Source organism: Paenibacillus sp. Y859, assembly GCF_056786405.1.
Genome location: NZ_JBXCIZ010000019.1, coordinates 13410 through 29884, shown reverse-complemented (window position 1 = coordinate 29884; position 16475 = coordinate 13410). Strand labels below are relative to the sequence as shown.

Below are 16475 nucleotides of genomic sequence, written 5' to 3'. Positions count from 1 at the left end.
TTACCCCCTGCTTCGTGTCATGTACTTCATTAATGTCTCTTGTGTCGCATCCTGGCGTGCCACTTCTCCGCTAATTCGACCTTCATTCATAATGTAGATCCTGTCGCACATCCCGAGAATTTCCGGTAGCTCGGAGGAGATAACCAGTATGCCTTTACCTTCAGACGCCAATTGATTAATGATAGAGTAAATTTCGTATTTGGCACCTACGTCAATTCCTCGGGTAGGTTCATCTAGAATAAGAATATCCGGTTTTGTATCAATCCATTTACTGAGTACGACCTTCTGCTGATTACCCCCACTAAGATTACCTGTCTTTTGCAGAATGCTCGGTGTCTTGATGTTCAACTTCTTACGGTATTCTTCTGCGATAAGTACCTCTTCGTTCTCGTTAATGACGCCACGCCGTGATATCTTCTTCAGATTACTGAGTGAAATGTTACGTTTAATATCGTCAATTAGGATGAGTCCATAGTGCTTCCGGTCTTCAGTAACATAGGCCAACCCATTCTCCATAGCCTTATTAATATCTGTCAGATGAACTTCCTTACCGTGGATGAATACTTGACCACTAATACGTTTACCGTAAGATCTGCCGAATACACTCATAGCAAACTCCGTTCGTCCCGCTCCCATCAGACCCGCAATTCCGACGACTTCACCCTTGCGGATATGCATATTAATGTTATCAAGCATCTTACGGCCCGATTGTGTCGAATGGTATACTTCCCAGCTACGAACTTCAAAGATCGTCTCCCCAATGTCTGGCGTACGCTCTGGATAACGATGCGTCATATCTCGACCGACCATACCCTTAATAATGACATCTTCAGTAACTTGATCCTTCTTCATATCCAGTGTCTCAATCGTCAACCCATCACGCAATATCGTTACAGAATCCGCTATCTTCTCGATTTCGTTCAATTTATGCGAAATGATAATGGAGGTGATCCCTTGTTTCTTGAGCTGAAGAATTAGCTCCAACAGATTCTCACTATCATCCTCATTAAGCGCCGCAGTGGGTTCGTCGAGGATGAGCAGCTTCACTTCCTTGGAGAGTGCCTTAGCGATCTCTACCAATTGCTGTTTACCGACACCGATCGAGTTTACCTTAGTAAATGGCGATTCCTTAAGGCCGACGGTTTCTAGCAGACCTATCGTCTTCACCGTCGTTTCGTTCCAGTTGATTACCCCATGCTTGGCCTGTTCGTTGCCTAGGAAGATGTTCTCCGAAATCGACAAATACGGAATCAACGCTAGTTCCTGATGGATGATAACAATCCCCAGATTCTCGCTATCCTTAGTATCTTTGAACTTGCAAACCTGTCCTTTGAATAAAATATCTCCCTCATAGGTGCCATGAGGATACACACCACTGAGTACTTTCATCAGCGTAGACTTGCCAGCGCCATTCTCTCCACATAAAGCGTGAATTTCGCCTTCCTTTACCTTCAAGTTAACATCTCCAAGTGCTTTGACACCGGGAAACGATTTGGTTATTCCCTTCATCTCCAGAATGTAATCCGTCAATGCTTCTCACCTAGCTTTCCTTGTGACTGTCATACGGGTAGAGGGAAGCAGCCTCTGAAGGCTGCCACCACCACTTACATATCATTCGTATATCTACCAAAAGTCGATTAGTTGCCCAGTTGCTCTTTCGTATAGTAGCCACCATTTACAAGAACCTCTTCTATATTACTTGCATCAACAGAGATCGGATCAAGCAAGTAGGAGGGTACAATCTTCACACCGTTATCATACGTTGTTGTATCATTTACTTCTGCCTCTGTACCTTTGAGAACACTTTCAGTCATCTCAACCGCTTTCTTAGCCAACTCACGTGTATCTTTAAATACCGTTTGTGTCTGTTCTCCAGCAAGAATTGATTTAACGGAAGCTAGCTCAGCATCTTGACCCGTTACTATCGGAAGCTTCTTAGCTCCTGTACCGTAACCAATCCCTTTAAGTGAAGAGAGTACACCAATACTTATGCCGTCATAAGGAGACAGTACAGCATCTAAATTATCGGAAGCGTAGTTCGCACTTAACAAGTTATCCATACGCGCTTGAGCTGCTGCTCCATCCCAACGGAGTGTAGCTACCTGAGCCATCGTCGACTGTTTACTACGAACAACAAGCTTACCGGAATCAATATAGGGCTGCAGAATGGACATCGCTCCATCAAAGAAGAAGTAAGCATTGTTATCGTCCGGTGAGCCCCCGAACAACTCAATGTTGAAAGGTCCCTTACCTTCTTTGAGTCCAAGATTCTCTTCAATATATGAACCTTCAAGTACGCCAACTTTGAAGTTATCGAAAGTAGCGTAATAATCTACATATTCACTTTTCTTGATTAAGCGATCATACGCAATGACCTTGACGTTGGCATCATGCGCCTTCTGCAGCACATTAGTCAGTGACTCACCATCAACTGAAGCGATAACAATCGCGTTTACACCTTTCGTGATCATGTTCTCAATTTGTGAGATTTGATTCTCGACGACATCTTCAGCGTATTGCAGATCTGTTGCATATCCCAACTTCTCGAACTCTTTCACCATGTTATTTCCGTCATTTACCCAGCGCTCTGAAGATTTCGTGGGCATGGAAATACCGATCTTACCGTTAGTTTCTTTAGAACTGCCACTTGAACCACTTCCATTACCACAAGCGGATATCATAAGTACGAACGCCATCATCAACATGATCCATGAATATTTCTTCATCCCTGCATTCCCCCTGAACGATTGTTATATTCTGTTGTCATTACGAAATATCTGCTTCATCTGACAGTTTGAGTATAGCAAGGTGAAGATCGACCCGTATTTACAATAAAACTACTCTTTTTATAAAAAACGAACCTATGTTTACGCTTTCATAAATAGGTAAAGAAAAAAGACCCTTCTAAGATGAAGAATCTTCTTCCGGAATCACACCTTTACGGAATTGTAGGGGAGATACTCCGGTTTGTTTCTTAAAGGCAGTACTGAAATAATGCTGTGTCTCGTAGCCTGTCCGCCCCGCTACCTCATGCACACTCATATCCGTAGAATTCAACATCTGTGCCGCTTTCCGAATTCGGATCTGTGTCAGGTAAGCACCAAAGGAAGTACCCAGTTCCTGCTTGAACAGCCTACTAAGATAGACCGGAGATGCTTGCAACATGCCCGCCATAGATTCTAACGTCAAGCCGTATTCGCTGTAATTCTCCAGCATATATTGCTTAGCTCTTCGAACGACCGGGGTTAGCGGTACTTCTTTGGATAAGGTGATTCTACATCTACGATAAGTCGTGGACAACTCCGTAAGGTCCTCATTTACAGGTTCTATACCGACTTCTACGGCAATTTTCAGATTAGTGCGCACTTCCTGTTCTACCCGTGCTAACATCGCCTCGGCGGCACCCTCCCACAGAAGAATAATGATAAGACCTGTTGAATCACGGAAAATAACATGGGAATAGTCGTTCAACAACTCCATCGTGATATTCTCAATTGCAAACAGAAACAACTGCCGTTCATTCTCCTTCATCCCAGAGTTCTGTACTTCCCATCTCCAGCGGATAATGCCTAATAGTTCAGGTCGAACTTGCGGTAATTTCAAAAAATGGAGTTGCTCCTTAATTTCCTGCTGACTCAGGTTGCCATCAAGCCATTCCTGGCAAAAACGTTCGCGTAACAGCGGAAAGTTCTTCAAGATTTGCTTAGATGCCTGCACCAGATGCTGGCTCTGCTGCTTCTCTTGATTTAGTTCATCCCGAAGTCTGCGCATGACCTGCATCAACTGCTTCGGATCGGCAGGCTTCAGAATATAGTCATTCACCTGCAATCGAATAGATTCCTGCGCATACGTGAACTCATCATGGCCTGTAATGACTACAATTTTGCAGCAGGGGAGCTGCTCTCTTAATCTCTTCATCATCTCAATTCCATGCATAATGGGCATATTAAGATCAACTAGTGCGATATGCACGGAATGTAGAAGCGCTTGTTCCAACGCCTCCTCACCATCCTCGGCTTCTGCAACAATCTGCAGCCCAAGCCCCTCCCAATCAACAGATTGCTTAATCCCCTCACGGATAATAGACTCATCATCTGCAATCATGACCTTCCAGTTATTCATATCATTGCTCCTCCGTATGACCAAGCTCTCTAACCATTCTTATATATATTGTAACCATCCCGGACGATGGGATAGCGAACAATGACAGTTGTCCCCAATCCTAGTTCACTCTCGATACTTATCCCATATTCTTTACCATAGTTAAGACGTATCCTCGCCTGAACGTTAACAATCCCGTATCCACTACTGGAACTATTCGATTTAGGGTTGTCCAGTTCATTAGACTGATTGTCTATACCTCCAATATCAAGACTGTGTCTAAGCATCGTAAGCCGCTCCGGCGACATACCTGCTCCATTATCACGTACCGTCAAGTACAGGTCGCCTTCTCGTTCCGCTACTTCAATTGCGATATGTCCCGGACCCCGACGTTCCTTAATACCATGATAAATAGCATTTTCCACGATCGGCTGTAACAGTAGCTTCAATACATGTAGCTCCTCAAGCTCATTATCGACATCAATGCTATAGGTCAGCTTACTACTGTAGCGAACATGCTGAATTCTTAAGTAGCTGACAATATGCTCGAGTTCATCAGCCAGTGGAATAATGTCACTTCCTTTGCTCAGACCCAGACGGAAGAGTCGAGATAAAGATTGGACAACTTCAGCGATATCTTCTGCACCCTTGTTACGAGCCATCCAATGAATGGTGTCTAGTGTATTGTATAGAAAATGCGGCTTGATCTGCGCCTGCAAACTACGTAATTCCGCCTCACGTTTCTGCCGCTCCTGAAGTTCTGTCAAAGACAGCAGTCGACTAATCTGAGCCAGCATCGTATTAAAACTTCTACCCAGCATCCCGATCTCATCTGAACGTTTTCCCCAGTAACGTATCGTTAAATCGCCAGATTGCGCTTTATTCATAAAGGACATCAACTGCGCTATAGGACGAGATATGGAAGTTGCCAAATAAAATGAGGCTGTCATACCCAACATACAGACTACGAACACAAAAACGACAACATTAAAGGTAATCTCTCGAACACTATAAGCAGATTCCTCCATCGGAAATACGCCCACAGTCGTCCAAGTCGTAAACGGGGAAGACCTGTATATCAGCTGCAAATGACGTCCGTCAACCTTTTCCGAGGTGATTCCTGAAGTCTCAGTGAATAGTTCTGTTGGAATATTCTTCATAAAAGGATGCAAAGGTGCGTAGATTATATCTCCGCTACTATCGACCACTGTTAGATATCCTGTCTTCCCAAGCGTAACATCACGAGCCGTCTCAGCAATAACTCGAAGCTTCAAATCCACTAGAACAACACCTTCGACGACCTGAGTCTCTGGATCAATAATGGCTCGGACAGCCGAGACGACCTCACTCTCCTTGTAATCCACATGAGACATGACAGCACGTCCATAGGGTTGACCGATAATTTTGAATATCCCTTTGTTATCCACGGCTTCCTTATACCAATCTTCATCCGTTAGAAGAGTGTCTGAACGGGTATACATCTCATTACTAATGAATTCTCCGTCACTGTTTACAACCATAATTCCAGCAATTTCGGAGCTAAGTGTCGTAAAACCTTGCAGAAACTTACGGATATTATATTCGGTAGATTCACCATTCACTGTGGCGCTACGCTCTACAGAAGTCCCACCCATCTTGCCCTTCAAAAAGGTCTGCACACCCGGGTCAAACGAAATGAGATAAGTAATCTTTTGCAGATTCTCTACATCATTCTCCAAAGCTATATTCACTTTCCCAATCAACTGCATTGTATTCTCATTACTCTGATTTTCTACAATCCGATCAACCGTCCAACCGATCAGAAGCCCTAAGCCGATGGCAGGCAGAATACTAATCAATAGAAAATGTATGATCAACTTATATCGTATGGGTATATTATTCAGTTTCAACTTATCCATCGTCAATCTGCGGCTACCCCTCATTGTTCTCCTCCTGTGAAGCAGCACTTACTTGGCATAATAATTGTCAACATTAGCCTTTGTCACCACATCAATCCCGGTATCCATCGAATCAGGAACAGGCACAGGCTTATTATTCATATATACGGAAGCATCAGCAGTAAGATCGCGGTGAAGCTGATATAGCTCCATCAATGACCAGTACCCCATATTCCATGTCCCTTGCGCCATCGTCGCAGAGATCGTGCCATCCTTTACAAGGTCAAGGGTACCCTTATCCGTATCAAAGCTAATAATCCGGGGCGGAGTTCCGCTTCCTTTATGTGCTTCTACCGCTTCAGCTACACCGATGCCACCATTTGATTCTGTAGCAAAGATACCCGTTAGATTCGGATATTGGAATAATATTTCCTCAACTGCCTGTCTCGATGAGATTTGGTTACCGCGGCCATCTTTCACAGCAACAACCTTCATATTAGGATAATCATTTGTGATCGTATCACAGAATCCATCTGTTCGTTCCTGATGGTTATGCTGATCGGGCGTTGTAACAATGGCGACTTCTCCACTAGCTCCAGTCATTTCCGCCATCGTACGTGCAGCTTCGATCCCTGCATTGTAATTATTCGTTCCCAGAAAGGAATATGCCTTACTGCCCGGAGCTCCAGAATCAAACAATACAACCGGTATTCCACTTTCAACTGCTGTGTTGATCGTAGCTGTAAGCAACTCGGAGTTCACAGCTGAGATAGCAATGCCCGCTGGTTTCTTCGCAATGACCTGTTCCAGTACTGTTACTTGTTCATTCGCGTCATGTTGTGTTGAACCACGATATTCGACAGAAACATTCAACTCTTCTGCCCGATCTTCGAAGCCTTTAAGCACACTCTTCCAATAATCAATGCCAATCTGAAATGTGACCATAACGTACGTATCCTCTATATTACCGCGTAGACCAACTGAATCCCATGGATCAACTGATTGAGTCTGCTGCTTATAATTCAATACATAGACTATGAAGACTCCGATAAGTAACATATACACAAGCCATAGCTTCTTCATATTGAAACCCCTTTCAAGGTTATTCTTGAAGTGCTCGCTTACCCAAGACCTGTAAGACAATATCATCCATCGGTGGGTTATGTAGTCCAGCACGAACATCACGATACATTCTTTCCAGTGGTAGATTCCTTGAAAGGCTACTTGCTCCAACAATTCGCATCGCTTTATCTACGATACGAATCGCATGGTTGGTTACGATATATTTAGCGAGACCCAAATCTGGCTTAAGCGCTACACGTCCCCCTGGGTCTCGATCCCAACGATCAGCTACAGAATATAGTAGTGTACGTGCCGTAATGAGATCAGCCTCCATCTCCCCAATCTGTTGCTGAATACGTGGTAGCTCTGCAATCGGTCCTGGTAGACTATTCGGCTTATAGTTATTGGCAAAGTTCACTGCGAAATGACGAGCTGCATAAGCAATACCGATATAACAGGCTGGAATATGCAGAAGCGATCCCTCGCCATCCTCCTTCATTTGTCGTTTCTTCTCTTTCACGGACAAGCTGATCACTTCTTCATCAGGGACGAATACATGATCTAGAATAACGTCATGACTTCCTGTAGCACGCATGCCTAGTGTATCCCAAGTCTCTTCCAAGCTAAATCCGGGTCCCTTCCTAACAAAAAACTCGCCTACCTCATCGCTACCTTCAATTCCTGCTGAGATCGTAAAGTGTTCAACAATCGGGCTGAGCGTGCTAAAAGTTTTGCGTCCACTAATAGACCAACCCCCAGCTACCTTCACTGCTGTAGTCTGGGGCTTACCTCCTCGAGTAGGACTTCCCGTCGCCTGTTCACTAGCAAAATGATTAATAACAGCACCATCTTGAACCACTTCTCCACTGAAACGTGCGAACAGTTGTTCAGACCAACGATTCGTATAGCGAAGGCTCAGTATAAGCGCCATATGCCAACCAACAGCTAAAGCAGTTGATCCATCCCCACGAGCAATTCTTTCTTGCGCTAACAACATTTCATAGAGAGAGAGTTCCTCCCCACCATATTTCTTCGGTACCGTTAGTTTTAAATACCCCGCATCACGTAAATCTGTGAAATTATCAAAGGGAAATGAGCCTTCCTTATCATGTTTGGATGCACGTTCTGCGAATTTGATAGCTAGTCGATCTGCAAGTAAGGCTATTTCAGTCTCTCGTTCGTTTCGTATACAATAATCGGATAACTGCTGTTGTGTCATTGATAGGTGACCCCCTCATATATTTGGACTAGTAGACTCATTTTCTAAAATATCTATCACATCACCTAGTGAATTCCAGATCATATCCGGCGTCACACTACTGGCTTCTGCTTCTGCTCTATTCACGGAACCTGTTAATACGAGTGCAGTCATCATTCCCGCATTCTTGCCGAGCCCTATATCAGATACTAGGCTATCTCCAATCATCATACAGCGTTCAGCGGGTAGCCCAATCGCCTCAAGTGCCGCTTCAGCCATTAGAGTTGAAGGCTTACCAATAACAACCTCTACCTTCTGATCTGTCGAAGCCTCTATCGCTCCGATCATTCCCGCTACATCAATTGAATCTCCTTCATCACCTGGAAATGTCTTATCCGCATTCGTCGCGATAATCCGCGCCCCATGACGTACAGCTCGAAAGGCCTCATTCAATTCCTTATACGTAACGGTCTCATGTAATGTAATCACTAGCCAATCTGCTGATTCCGGCTTCTCTGCTAGCTTAATTCCAGCCAACTCCAATTCATCTCGTAGTCCTTGTTCTCCTAGAACCCATGCCTGACAACCTTCATCATGGTTTCTTAAGTAGTTCGCTGTCACAGTAGATGTTAACAGAATCTCTTCCTCTTGAACCTTAATTCCCATTCCTAGCAATTTATCATGGCACATCTTTCTCGATATATTGCCACGATTACTTAAGAACACTATTCTTTTGCCCTTAGATTTCAAATAAGCAATCGTATCCAATGCTCCATCAATAGCCTGTTTGCCTTTGTATACTGTTCCATCTAGATCTATCACGTACCCATCAATATTCTCTAACATATTGTTATCCACCTCAGTTTCCAATCTTCGTATCTACTATTATATATCATTCTAATTTCTCCGTTCACTTTTTGAAGTTTTGAAAAGTTCATTTGATTAAGTTTGACCCTTTTTACTCATTTATTGGATTTTAAATACATTAAAATTTAATATATGTAAAAATGATTATTGTTGTAATTCCTTTATTTCACTAAGATTACCTTAACATCCATCTCTCATCATGATTTGTTCTCGTACAAGCCAACTGGTGGAATGACATGTCATCAAGGAGGTGAATGAGTTTCATTCAGATCGGGAAATCACAACCATGCTCTAAGCATAATGAAGATCAGTCCGAACAATAAGGAGGAGATCATTATGAAACCGAATACCCCCAAGAAAAACTATAAAGTTAGGCTGAAAACGACCCTTTTAACTCTTTGCCTATCCCTTACTATTCCTTTATTCACGTTAGGTACTATAGCCGCCGCTACATCTTTTAGCGATAACTTCAACGACGGTGATGCTAATGACTGGGCTCCAACGACTGGCAGTTGGTCAGTTATACAAGATAGTGGCTCTTATGTCTATTCTCAATCAAGTACAAGTGAAGGACGGACATCAGTAGGAAGCCAATCTTGGAGCGACTTCACTGTAGAAGCAGATGTTAAGATAGATAATTTCAACGGCACTAATCGTACCTATGTAGCAGGACGTTATAAGGATGGTAATAATTATTACGCAGCATCCCTTTATAATAAAAGTGGCGGTCAACTCGAAATCCGTAAAAAGGTAGGGGGGTCATCATCAACCCTTATCTCCAAGGCATATACGTTATCTACCGGTGTGTGGTATAACGTGAAGCTCGAATTGGTAGGAGATACTATTCATATGTATGTAAATGATCAACTCCAATTGACGGCAACCGACTCAAGCCTATCCTCTGGTGCTATAGGATTCGTATCTGCCAAGACAGTTGCAAATTTCGATAATGTCATGGTAACAGACGGAGGAATAACTCCACCCGTAGATCCAAATCCTAATCCTGAGCCAGACCCTGATCCAAATCCTCAACCGGCAGAGGGTGATCTGTATGTTGCACCCAATGGCTCAGCAAGTAACCCCGGCACCATCTCAAGTCCAACCACATTGAATTCTGCTATTGCCCAAATTGCAGCAGGAAAAACGATATATATGCGTGGAGGAACATATAACTTATCATCCACGGTTACGATAGAAAGAGGTAACAACGGGACCTCCAATGCCAATAAAAAGCTTGTTGCCTACGGAAGCGAAGTACCCGTTCTTGATTTCTCTTCACAAGCCTTTGCTTCAACGAATAGAGGACTACAGCTGTTCGGACATTATTGGACGGTTAAAGGGCTCGAGGTAATGGGCGCTGGAGACAATGGTATATTCGTTGGTGGCAACAACAATAGAATCGAGAATGTAGAGACACATCATAATCGGGATACAGGAGTGCAAATCGGACGGTATGCTTCCACAGCCGGATACAGTGAGTGGCCAACTAATAACCTCGTTCTCAACTCTTATTCTCATAATAATTACGATCCCGATAATGGGGAGGATGCAGATGGTTTCGCAGCCAAACTAACTGTAGGACCAGGTAACGTATTCGACGGTTGTATCGCCGCTTATAACGTTGACGATGGTTGGGATTTATACTCCAAGACCGAGACCGGCGCCATTGGGATTGTCACTATCCGAAATAGTATTGCTCATCATAATGGGCAGACTTCCAACGGAACTTCAACGTCAAATAGTGACGGTAACGGATTTAAGCTTGGCGGAGAGAAAATTGCGGTTAATCATATTGTAGAGAACAGCATCGCATACCAGAACAAAAAACACGGATTCACTTACAATAGCAATCCTGGTTCGATTCAAATGAATAATAACAGTTCCTGGAGTAACGGCCAAAGCAACTTTGCCTTTGACCTTGGAACCCATTTATTTACCAACAACTTATCCTTCGCGGGTTCTTCGAGCGACAAGACTAGTGGGACTGATGTGCAGAACACCAATGTATGGTGGAAAAACAACAAGAGTGTAAACGCCAAGGGGCTTCTCGCAAGCTCAGCAGACTTTGTCAGCCTAACTCCTACAGTCACGCGGAATGCAGATGGTTCTCCGAACCTTGGCAATTTCCTAAGTCTCGTTAGCGGTAGTGACTTAAAAGGAGCGGGTACTCCAAATGGTACAAACATTGGGGCAAGATAGTGGCTCATAACCGTTAGTATAGAAGAAATATAGCGCCGCATGATCGGAGATTCTTCGATCATGCGGCGCTATATTGTTCATATGAGAGGGAATGTCTGCTCTTCCACAGACGGATAGCTTCTTAATTTTATGATGTACGTTGCTTAAGAAGTAACCCCCACTTCATTATCTCACTCTTTCCATGCTGATCTTTCGGTACATCCCATTAAATAATACGGAGCAATCTTCCATAATATTTATGTGTTTGTTGAATGGTTCAATGATCGTTTCAAAATTCCGTCCAATATCAGTTCCTAATAAAGAAATCAGTGGACGAACTAATTTTTTCCCAAAGGAAAGTCGCTTATCTCTAGGTGCAAATTTATCAAAAATAAGAATACTCCCTTGTTCCTTGGTCACACGTATTATTTCTTTCATGCATTGGTTCGCATCAGGTACAACGGAAAGAATGAGATTGGCGACGACGAGATCAAATGATTGATCAGGGAATTGTAACTGCTGAGCATCCATTTCATAAAGGTTGACATGCATTTGATCATTTATTTTCCCCTTGACTTGAGAAAGCATAGAAGATGATATATCAATCGCTGTTATTTGAATGTCGTGCTCAGTAAAAAAACACAAGTCGGCTCCCGTTCCCACTCCAACAAATAGAACTTGCTGTCCATTGCGTAAGGATAGATCCTGAAACACCCTTCTTCTCGCATTCAAAAAAAGTCCTGAGTTAAAAAACCTATCGTACACTGGGGCTCCAAGTTTATAGATCATTTTGTTCCATTTATTATTCATCACTGCACCTCAACATTCAAATGGCTGTTTGATTGTTTATCATTATAAATGAAAATCCAGTATTAAACAATTATATAATCGTAACCCTATACCCCATATGTCGCTTTATTTCTCAGAAATTCTAGCTACTGACGCCTAGCAAATTCTCGAAATAAGCTGAAAAGTTGGGTTGACTCCTCATTAGATATCATGTATATTTATGGGAATTAGTTCGTATTTTTAATTCGGAAACAGGAAGCACCTGTAAGAATGGCCTATTCACGCCCTTCTTGCAGGTGCTTTTTGTTTATCCATTTATTTCAGGAGGTTATAACGATGAATATGATTAAGAGACTAGCCGTATTATTCCTTACCCTTATCTTGGTTACCCTTCTTCCCACGTCGGTATTGGCTGCACCTTTCGAATTAACACCTTCCGCAAAAACCAATTTCGATAAAATGACTGCAGCCACTAATTCAACAACCGCCACAATGATGAACAATCGTTATTCCAATGTTCTAAAGCTACAACAGCAGGGTCAGGATTGGGACAAGAAGATCAAAGATCTCCACTACACGAATGAAGAAGCATTAATCTTATTAAAGAAGCAAATACAACTTATTGATTCCAATAAACTCGCTACATTGCAAACACAACTTACACAAACAAGAGATCGATATAAACCGCTATTTAGTATGCAGGAGTCCCTCAATTTACAGAAGGCTGCGGCAAAGAAGCTAAGTAATAAAGGCCTCTACAAACTTCTTCTATCCCAAAGTGAAAACATGAAGATAGCCGTTCAGTTAGCACGCTCAGATATACGAAACAAAGAAAGTCTACTCACAAAAGCCAAAAGTAATACTGCGGCAACAAAAAAGAAACTTCGTGGAATGCTTGACGGTATCGCTCCGCTCAAAGTACAGATCAAAGCAGCCAAAAATGCAGCCAGCACTTCTCAAAAGAAATTTACTACTGAAACTACAACCTTCAAGCAAACGATTAAGATTGGGAGTGTAAACCCCACTTTGAAATCCCTTGAAGCCTTAAACACACATGCTCAGAAGGTCATAGAACATAAACAAAAAGTATTGTCCCTCGAACAACAAATTAGCGAGATTATAAAGAAGGTGAAGGCTCAAACACCTTCCTAAATTCACACTGAAAACCCCTAGTTGGCGTTTTAGCGCTCATAGGGGTCTTTAGTGTCTACCTTATATATTATTTATGCTTATCTTTGTGACCACCGTGATCCTTATTGCCTTTATGATCTTTATTGTTTCTATGGTCCTTATCTGGCTTGCTATCCTGTTTAGAATTATACTCTACGATAAACGTCTTCGTTGTTGTATTTCCTTCAAGGTCCGTAGCTTCAATGACAAACGTATTCCTATCTTTAACAAGCGTAAACTTCTCATTAAACTTTCCATTATTAACCTTTGATATAATTGCCTTGTCATTGTATTTGATAGAAATAATGGCGTTCTTCACTTGCTCATTAATGGTACCGGAAAGAACATAGTTTTTATTATTTACCGCTTTGTTACTACTCGTAATATTTATTACAGGGCCGTTTGTATCCTTCTGACTCTGTAGTTCCCCAATAACAACTCCGAGACCATTCGTCCCTACATATACACGACCATATACTCTTTGATCTCCGGTAATCGTTGAGTTAGCAGCACCAAACTGGTTCTTATCGTCATTAATTCTTATCCATGTCACGCCCACATCATCCGAACGATACACACCATATTTATTGTTAATCTTAGCATATGAATACAGAGACATATATTTCTTACCTGGTGCAGATTTACCAAATCCGATAGTGGCCGCCTCTTGAACGTTTCTCAATTTCGTAAACGTCTTGCCAGAGTCAGTAGAATGCCAAAGACCAAAGGTATTCTCAGGATGTGAGTTATCTGCAGCTGCTCCGATCCAGATATCTCCTTCAACACCATGCATAGCTTTAAAATTACTAGTTAACGTTGTTGGCAGACCTTTAGCCTGAGATGCGTTAAATGTTACTCCACCATCTGTGCTGATATAAAATGTACCATTGGAGAATCCGTAAAACTTATTAGGATCCACACGGTCAGAAGACACTCTAGACTTGTCAGGGATTCCCCTTGAGGTCTTCCATGTTGCACCCAGATCCGTTGAATAGCTTACAGGTCTTGATAATGTATTGGAGGAACTAGATGGGCTCCATACGATAGTCCTACCGTCAGATCCAACTGCCACATGCCCTCCTTGAGTTGTATCTCCTTCTAGCGGTGCCCATGCGTTGCTCGCTGGCCTCCAAGTGACCCCATTATCTGTGGATACACCCATTCTCGCAGCTCTACCATCTGCATTCCCAACACGTACAACAATGTTAGGATTGTATTCTGCATAATCTAGATCCGTACTCGTACCAATAGTTGGATTCGTAATCATCGACGGTGCCTTGGTTAAATCTGCATGGCGGAATCCGCCGATATCTCCCATAGAACTAAGGAGAGAGGCTCCTGTTGGTGGACTAATTAAGCCTAGAATGGCCGTTTCTTCAATCCCATTTGCCTGCACCGAAATGTTAACCTTCTGTCCTTTATCTAGCGCTGTCATATTACTTGATCCAAATAATGTCGCTCCCGTTCCATACAAAACACGATCGGAGTTGAAAGGATCAATCTCAAGGTCACCGATCATCCATCCTAATTTCGGATTTTGTTCAGGGAGACTTTTCTTCTCACCCCAATCAAGCCAGGGTGCCAAAGAGTAATCTAAGGTATATTGATTATCGCGGACTGGATCCTTCGAGTAATCCAGTGTCCAAAGCGACTTCCATGTAGTACCGCCATCTGTACTGCGATAAATAATCTCGTCCGGCCACCATTTATTCATTGTGGCAACCATAATAGTTTCCGGATTCCGTGCATCAACGGCTAATCCACCATACGCATTATCAGTATTTCCTGTAGGACTAATATTCGTCCACACACCCGATATTGAGTTGAATTTCCATAGGGATCCTTTTCCTCCGTTATACGGGCCTACTTCTTCCGTGTAACTAACGAATAGCTGACCTTTTGAAGATAATACACCGTGGTGCGGTAAGTATCCTTGCCTTGGTTGACCAGGAACGGCTTCCCACGTCTGACCACCATCTCTACTTCTATAAATACTTTGGTTCGTATCTGCAACACCTACATAAATGGTTTGTGTCGTCTTTCCACGGGACCCCGTGGTAGGGTCAAATGTAACCCAGACTACGCCAAGCTCATCATTGTAATAATCCTTCACGTTTCCGACTGAAGGGAAGCTCCTAACCTGATTCCATGTTTTACCGTAGTCTGTACTTTTCCATAGGCCATTTCCACTACGTGTACCTAAATATATAATTTTATTATTGTTCGGATCAATCGCAAGTCGCTCACCCATCGAACGGCCAGGCATATTACCACCCAGTTTAAAAGGTAACTCCGTTCTTTCGAAAGTATCTCCTTTATCTGTCGAGCGTAATAGAACGCCGTTCATAGTGGTCCAATCGTTAGTATATGTACCTGAAGCAATGTATAGACGATTCGTATCCACTGGATCCGTCGCCATACTCTCAACACCCAACATATTCCACTCATCAAAACTTACGAAGTTCATTAATTGGGTCCAGGATTTAGTAGTAGCGTTCCAGCGATAAGCACCACCCATATCTGTCCGAGCGTATACGAGGTCCTTCTCCTTTTGATTATAAATAATTCCTGGTATAAAACCTCCCCCCACTACCTTTGCTCTCCCCCATTCATAGGACTCGACATTCGTGAAGGCTTTCTTCGAATTATCATTGCTCGAATTCCCCTTGTTAGACGCATCTGCGTCGTTGTTGCCAACTCCTACAAAAGGAATAACCAACGTGGCAACTAGACATAAACTTAGTATCTTTTTGAACATCCTCTAACCTCCTGATTTAGTCTTATTATTCACTAATTCTGTAGGATAGCATTGCAATGTTTCAGAGAAAACACTTTTGTGAAAATATCGACATCTCTGTATAACATTACGCTTCATATGTATTGAAGATTATAGCAACATGTACTTCGGTTAACAACGATACATTGACCTATGAAATAAGTCATAGATCATCATCGATTTATAATGTAATTATATGATTTTAATTGGGATAAAAGTATTATAATGCAATAATACATATTGCATTATGATACTCGTCCATAAACATGAAGTTACCATTACTTTCAATGTACCTAGCACACTTGAAATCATCATGACAATCAATGGATCATTATCTGAAAGATGCAGCCTCATGCTATGATTAAGCTAGATTTCAGTATCCATTCAGCGTAATTTCAGCATGAAAGTGGATAATAAGATGAGCAGATGGATCTGCCACAGGGAAGGTGAATGAATG

10 protein-coding genes and 2 pseudogenes are annotated in these 16475 nt (G+C 42.6%); 3 read left to right on the top strand and 9 right to left on the bottom strand.

Features of this window, described 5'->3' with window-relative positions:
* From mmsA to AC1TO8_RS22440, 7 genes are all read right to left on the bottom strand, one after another.
* Positions 1–1530 carry a multiple monosaccharide ABC transporter ATP-binding protein gene (mmsA, locus tag AC1TO8_RS22470; RefSeq protein WP_482057822.1) on the bottom strand — a complete coding sequence of 510 codons (1530 nt, stop codon included), beginning with the start codon at positions 1528–1530 and terminating at the stop codon, positions 1–3.
* A 107-nt stretch (positions 1531–1637) separates the two neighbouring features.
* The gene (gene chvE, locus AC1TO8_RS22465) at positions 1638–2726 is read right to left on the bottom strand and encodes a multiple monosaccharide ABC transporter substrate-binding protein (protein ID WP_482057821.1); all 1089 of its coding nucleotides are present in this window, start codon (positions 2724–2726) and stop codon (positions 1638–1640) included.
* A 178-nt stretch (positions 2727–2904) separates the two neighbouring features.
* Positions 2905–4122, bottom strand: coding sequence for a response regulator transcription factor (locus tag AC1TO8_RS22460; RefSeq protein ID WP_482057820.1), 1218 nt, complete (start codon positions 4120–4122; stop codon positions 2905–2907).
* Positions 4123–4151: 29 nt separating this feature from the next.
* Complete coding sequence (locus tag AC1TO8_RS22455; protein ID WP_482057819.1) at positions 4152–6023, bottom strand: cache domain-containing sensor histidine kinase; 1872 nt, start codon at positions 6021–6023, stop codon at positions 4152–4154.
* 24 nt (positions 6024–6047) lie between these two features.
* A complete protein-coding gene (locus tag AC1TO8_RS22450; RefSeq protein ID WP_482057818.1) occupies positions 6048–7061 on the bottom strand; it encodes a substrate-binding domain-containing protein in 1014 nt (337 codons plus the stop codon).
* A 19-nt stretch (positions 7062–7080) separates the two neighbouring features.
* Positions 7081–8259 carry an acyl-CoA dehydrogenase family protein gene (locus AC1TO8_RS22445; protein ID WP_482057817.1) on the bottom strand — a complete coding sequence of 393 codons (1179 nt, stop codon included), beginning with the start codon at positions 8257–8259 and terminating at the stop codon, positions 7081–7083.
* A gap of 15 nt (positions 8260–8274) precedes the next feature.
* Complete coding sequence (locus tag AC1TO8_RS22440) at positions 8275–9084, bottom strand: HAD-IIA family hydrolase (RefSeq protein WP_482057816.1); 810 nt, start codon at positions 9082–9084, stop codon at positions 8275–8277.
* Positions 9085–9405: 321 nt separating this feature from the next.
* Here AC1TO8_RS22440 and AC1TO8_RS22435 point away from each other — a divergent pair.
* A pseudogene (locus AC1TO8_RS22435) lies at positions 9406–10056 on the top strand (3-keto-alpha-glucoside-1,2-lyase-like domain-containing protein); the annotation flags it as partial.
* Between the two features lie 84 nt (positions 10057–10140).
* Positions 10141–11304, top strand: a pseudogene (locus tag AC1TO8_RS22430) (right-handed parallel beta-helix repeat-containing protein); the annotation flags it as partial.
* Positions 11305–11469: 165 nt separating this feature from the next.
* Here AC1TO8_RS22430 and AC1TO8_RS22425 read toward each other — a convergent pair.
* Entirely contained in the window at positions 11470–12093 is a 624-nt protein-coding gene (locus AC1TO8_RS22425; protein WP_482057815.1) for a class I SAM-dependent methyltransferase, read from the bottom strand.
* Positions 12094–12408: 315 nt separating this feature from the next.
* Between AC1TO8_RS22425 and AC1TO8_RS22420 the strand changes: the two genes are divergently transcribed.
* A complete protein-coding gene (locus AC1TO8_RS22420) occupies positions 12409–13224 on the top strand; it encodes a hypothetical protein (RefSeq protein ID WP_482057814.1) in 816 nt (271 codons plus the stop codon).
* Between the two features lie 67 nt (positions 13225–13291).
* Here the strand turns inward: AC1TO8_RS22420 and AC1TO8_RS22415 are convergent, their stop codons facing one another.
* Positions 13292–16000 carry a WD40/YVTN/BNR-like repeat-containing protein gene (locus tag AC1TO8_RS22415; protein WP_482057813.1) on the bottom strand — a complete coding sequence of 903 codons (2709 nt, stop codon included), beginning with the start codon at positions 15998–16000 and terminating at the stop codon, positions 13292–13294.
* Positions 16001–16475: the final 475 nt, after the last annotated feature.

Excerpts from the sequence above, each read along its gene's own strand:
- chvE (WP_482057821.1), bottom strand. The coding sequence starts at position 2,726 with ATGAAGAAATATTCATGGATCATGTTGATGATGGCGTTCGTACTTATG.
- AC1TO8_RS22460 (WP_482057820.1), bottom strand. The coding sequence starts at position 4,122 with ATGAATAACTGGAAGGTCATGATTGCAGATGATGAGTCTATTATCCGT.
- AC1TO8_RS22455 (WP_482057819.1), bottom strand. The coding sequence starts at position 6,023 with ATGAGGGGTAGCCGCAGATTGACGATGGATAAGTTGAAACTGAATAAT.
- AC1TO8_RS22450 (WP_482057818.1), bottom strand. The coding sequence starts at position 7,061 with ATGAAGAAGCTATGGCTTGTGTATATGTTACTTATCGGAGTCTTCATA.
- AC1TO8_RS22445 (WP_482057817.1), bottom strand. The coding sequence starts at position 8,259 with ATGACACAACAGCAGTTATCCGATTATTGTATACGAAACGAACGAGAG.
- AC1TO8_RS22440 (WP_482057816.1), bottom strand. The coding sequence starts at position 9,084 with ATGTTAGAGAATATTGATGGGTACGTGATAGATCTAGATGGAACAGTA.
- AC1TO8_RS22425 (WP_482057815.1), bottom strand. The coding sequence starts at position 12,093 with ATGAATAATAAATGGAACAAAATGATCTATAAACTTGGAGCCCCAGTG.
- AC1TO8_RS22420 (WP_482057814.1), top strand. The coding sequence starts at position 12,409 with ATGAATATGATTAAGAGACTAGCCGTATTATTCCTTACCCTTATCTTG.
- AC1TO8_RS22415 (WP_482057813.1), bottom strand. The coding sequence starts at position 16,000 with ATGTTCAAAAAGATACTAAGTTTATGTCTAGTTGCCACGTTGGTTATT.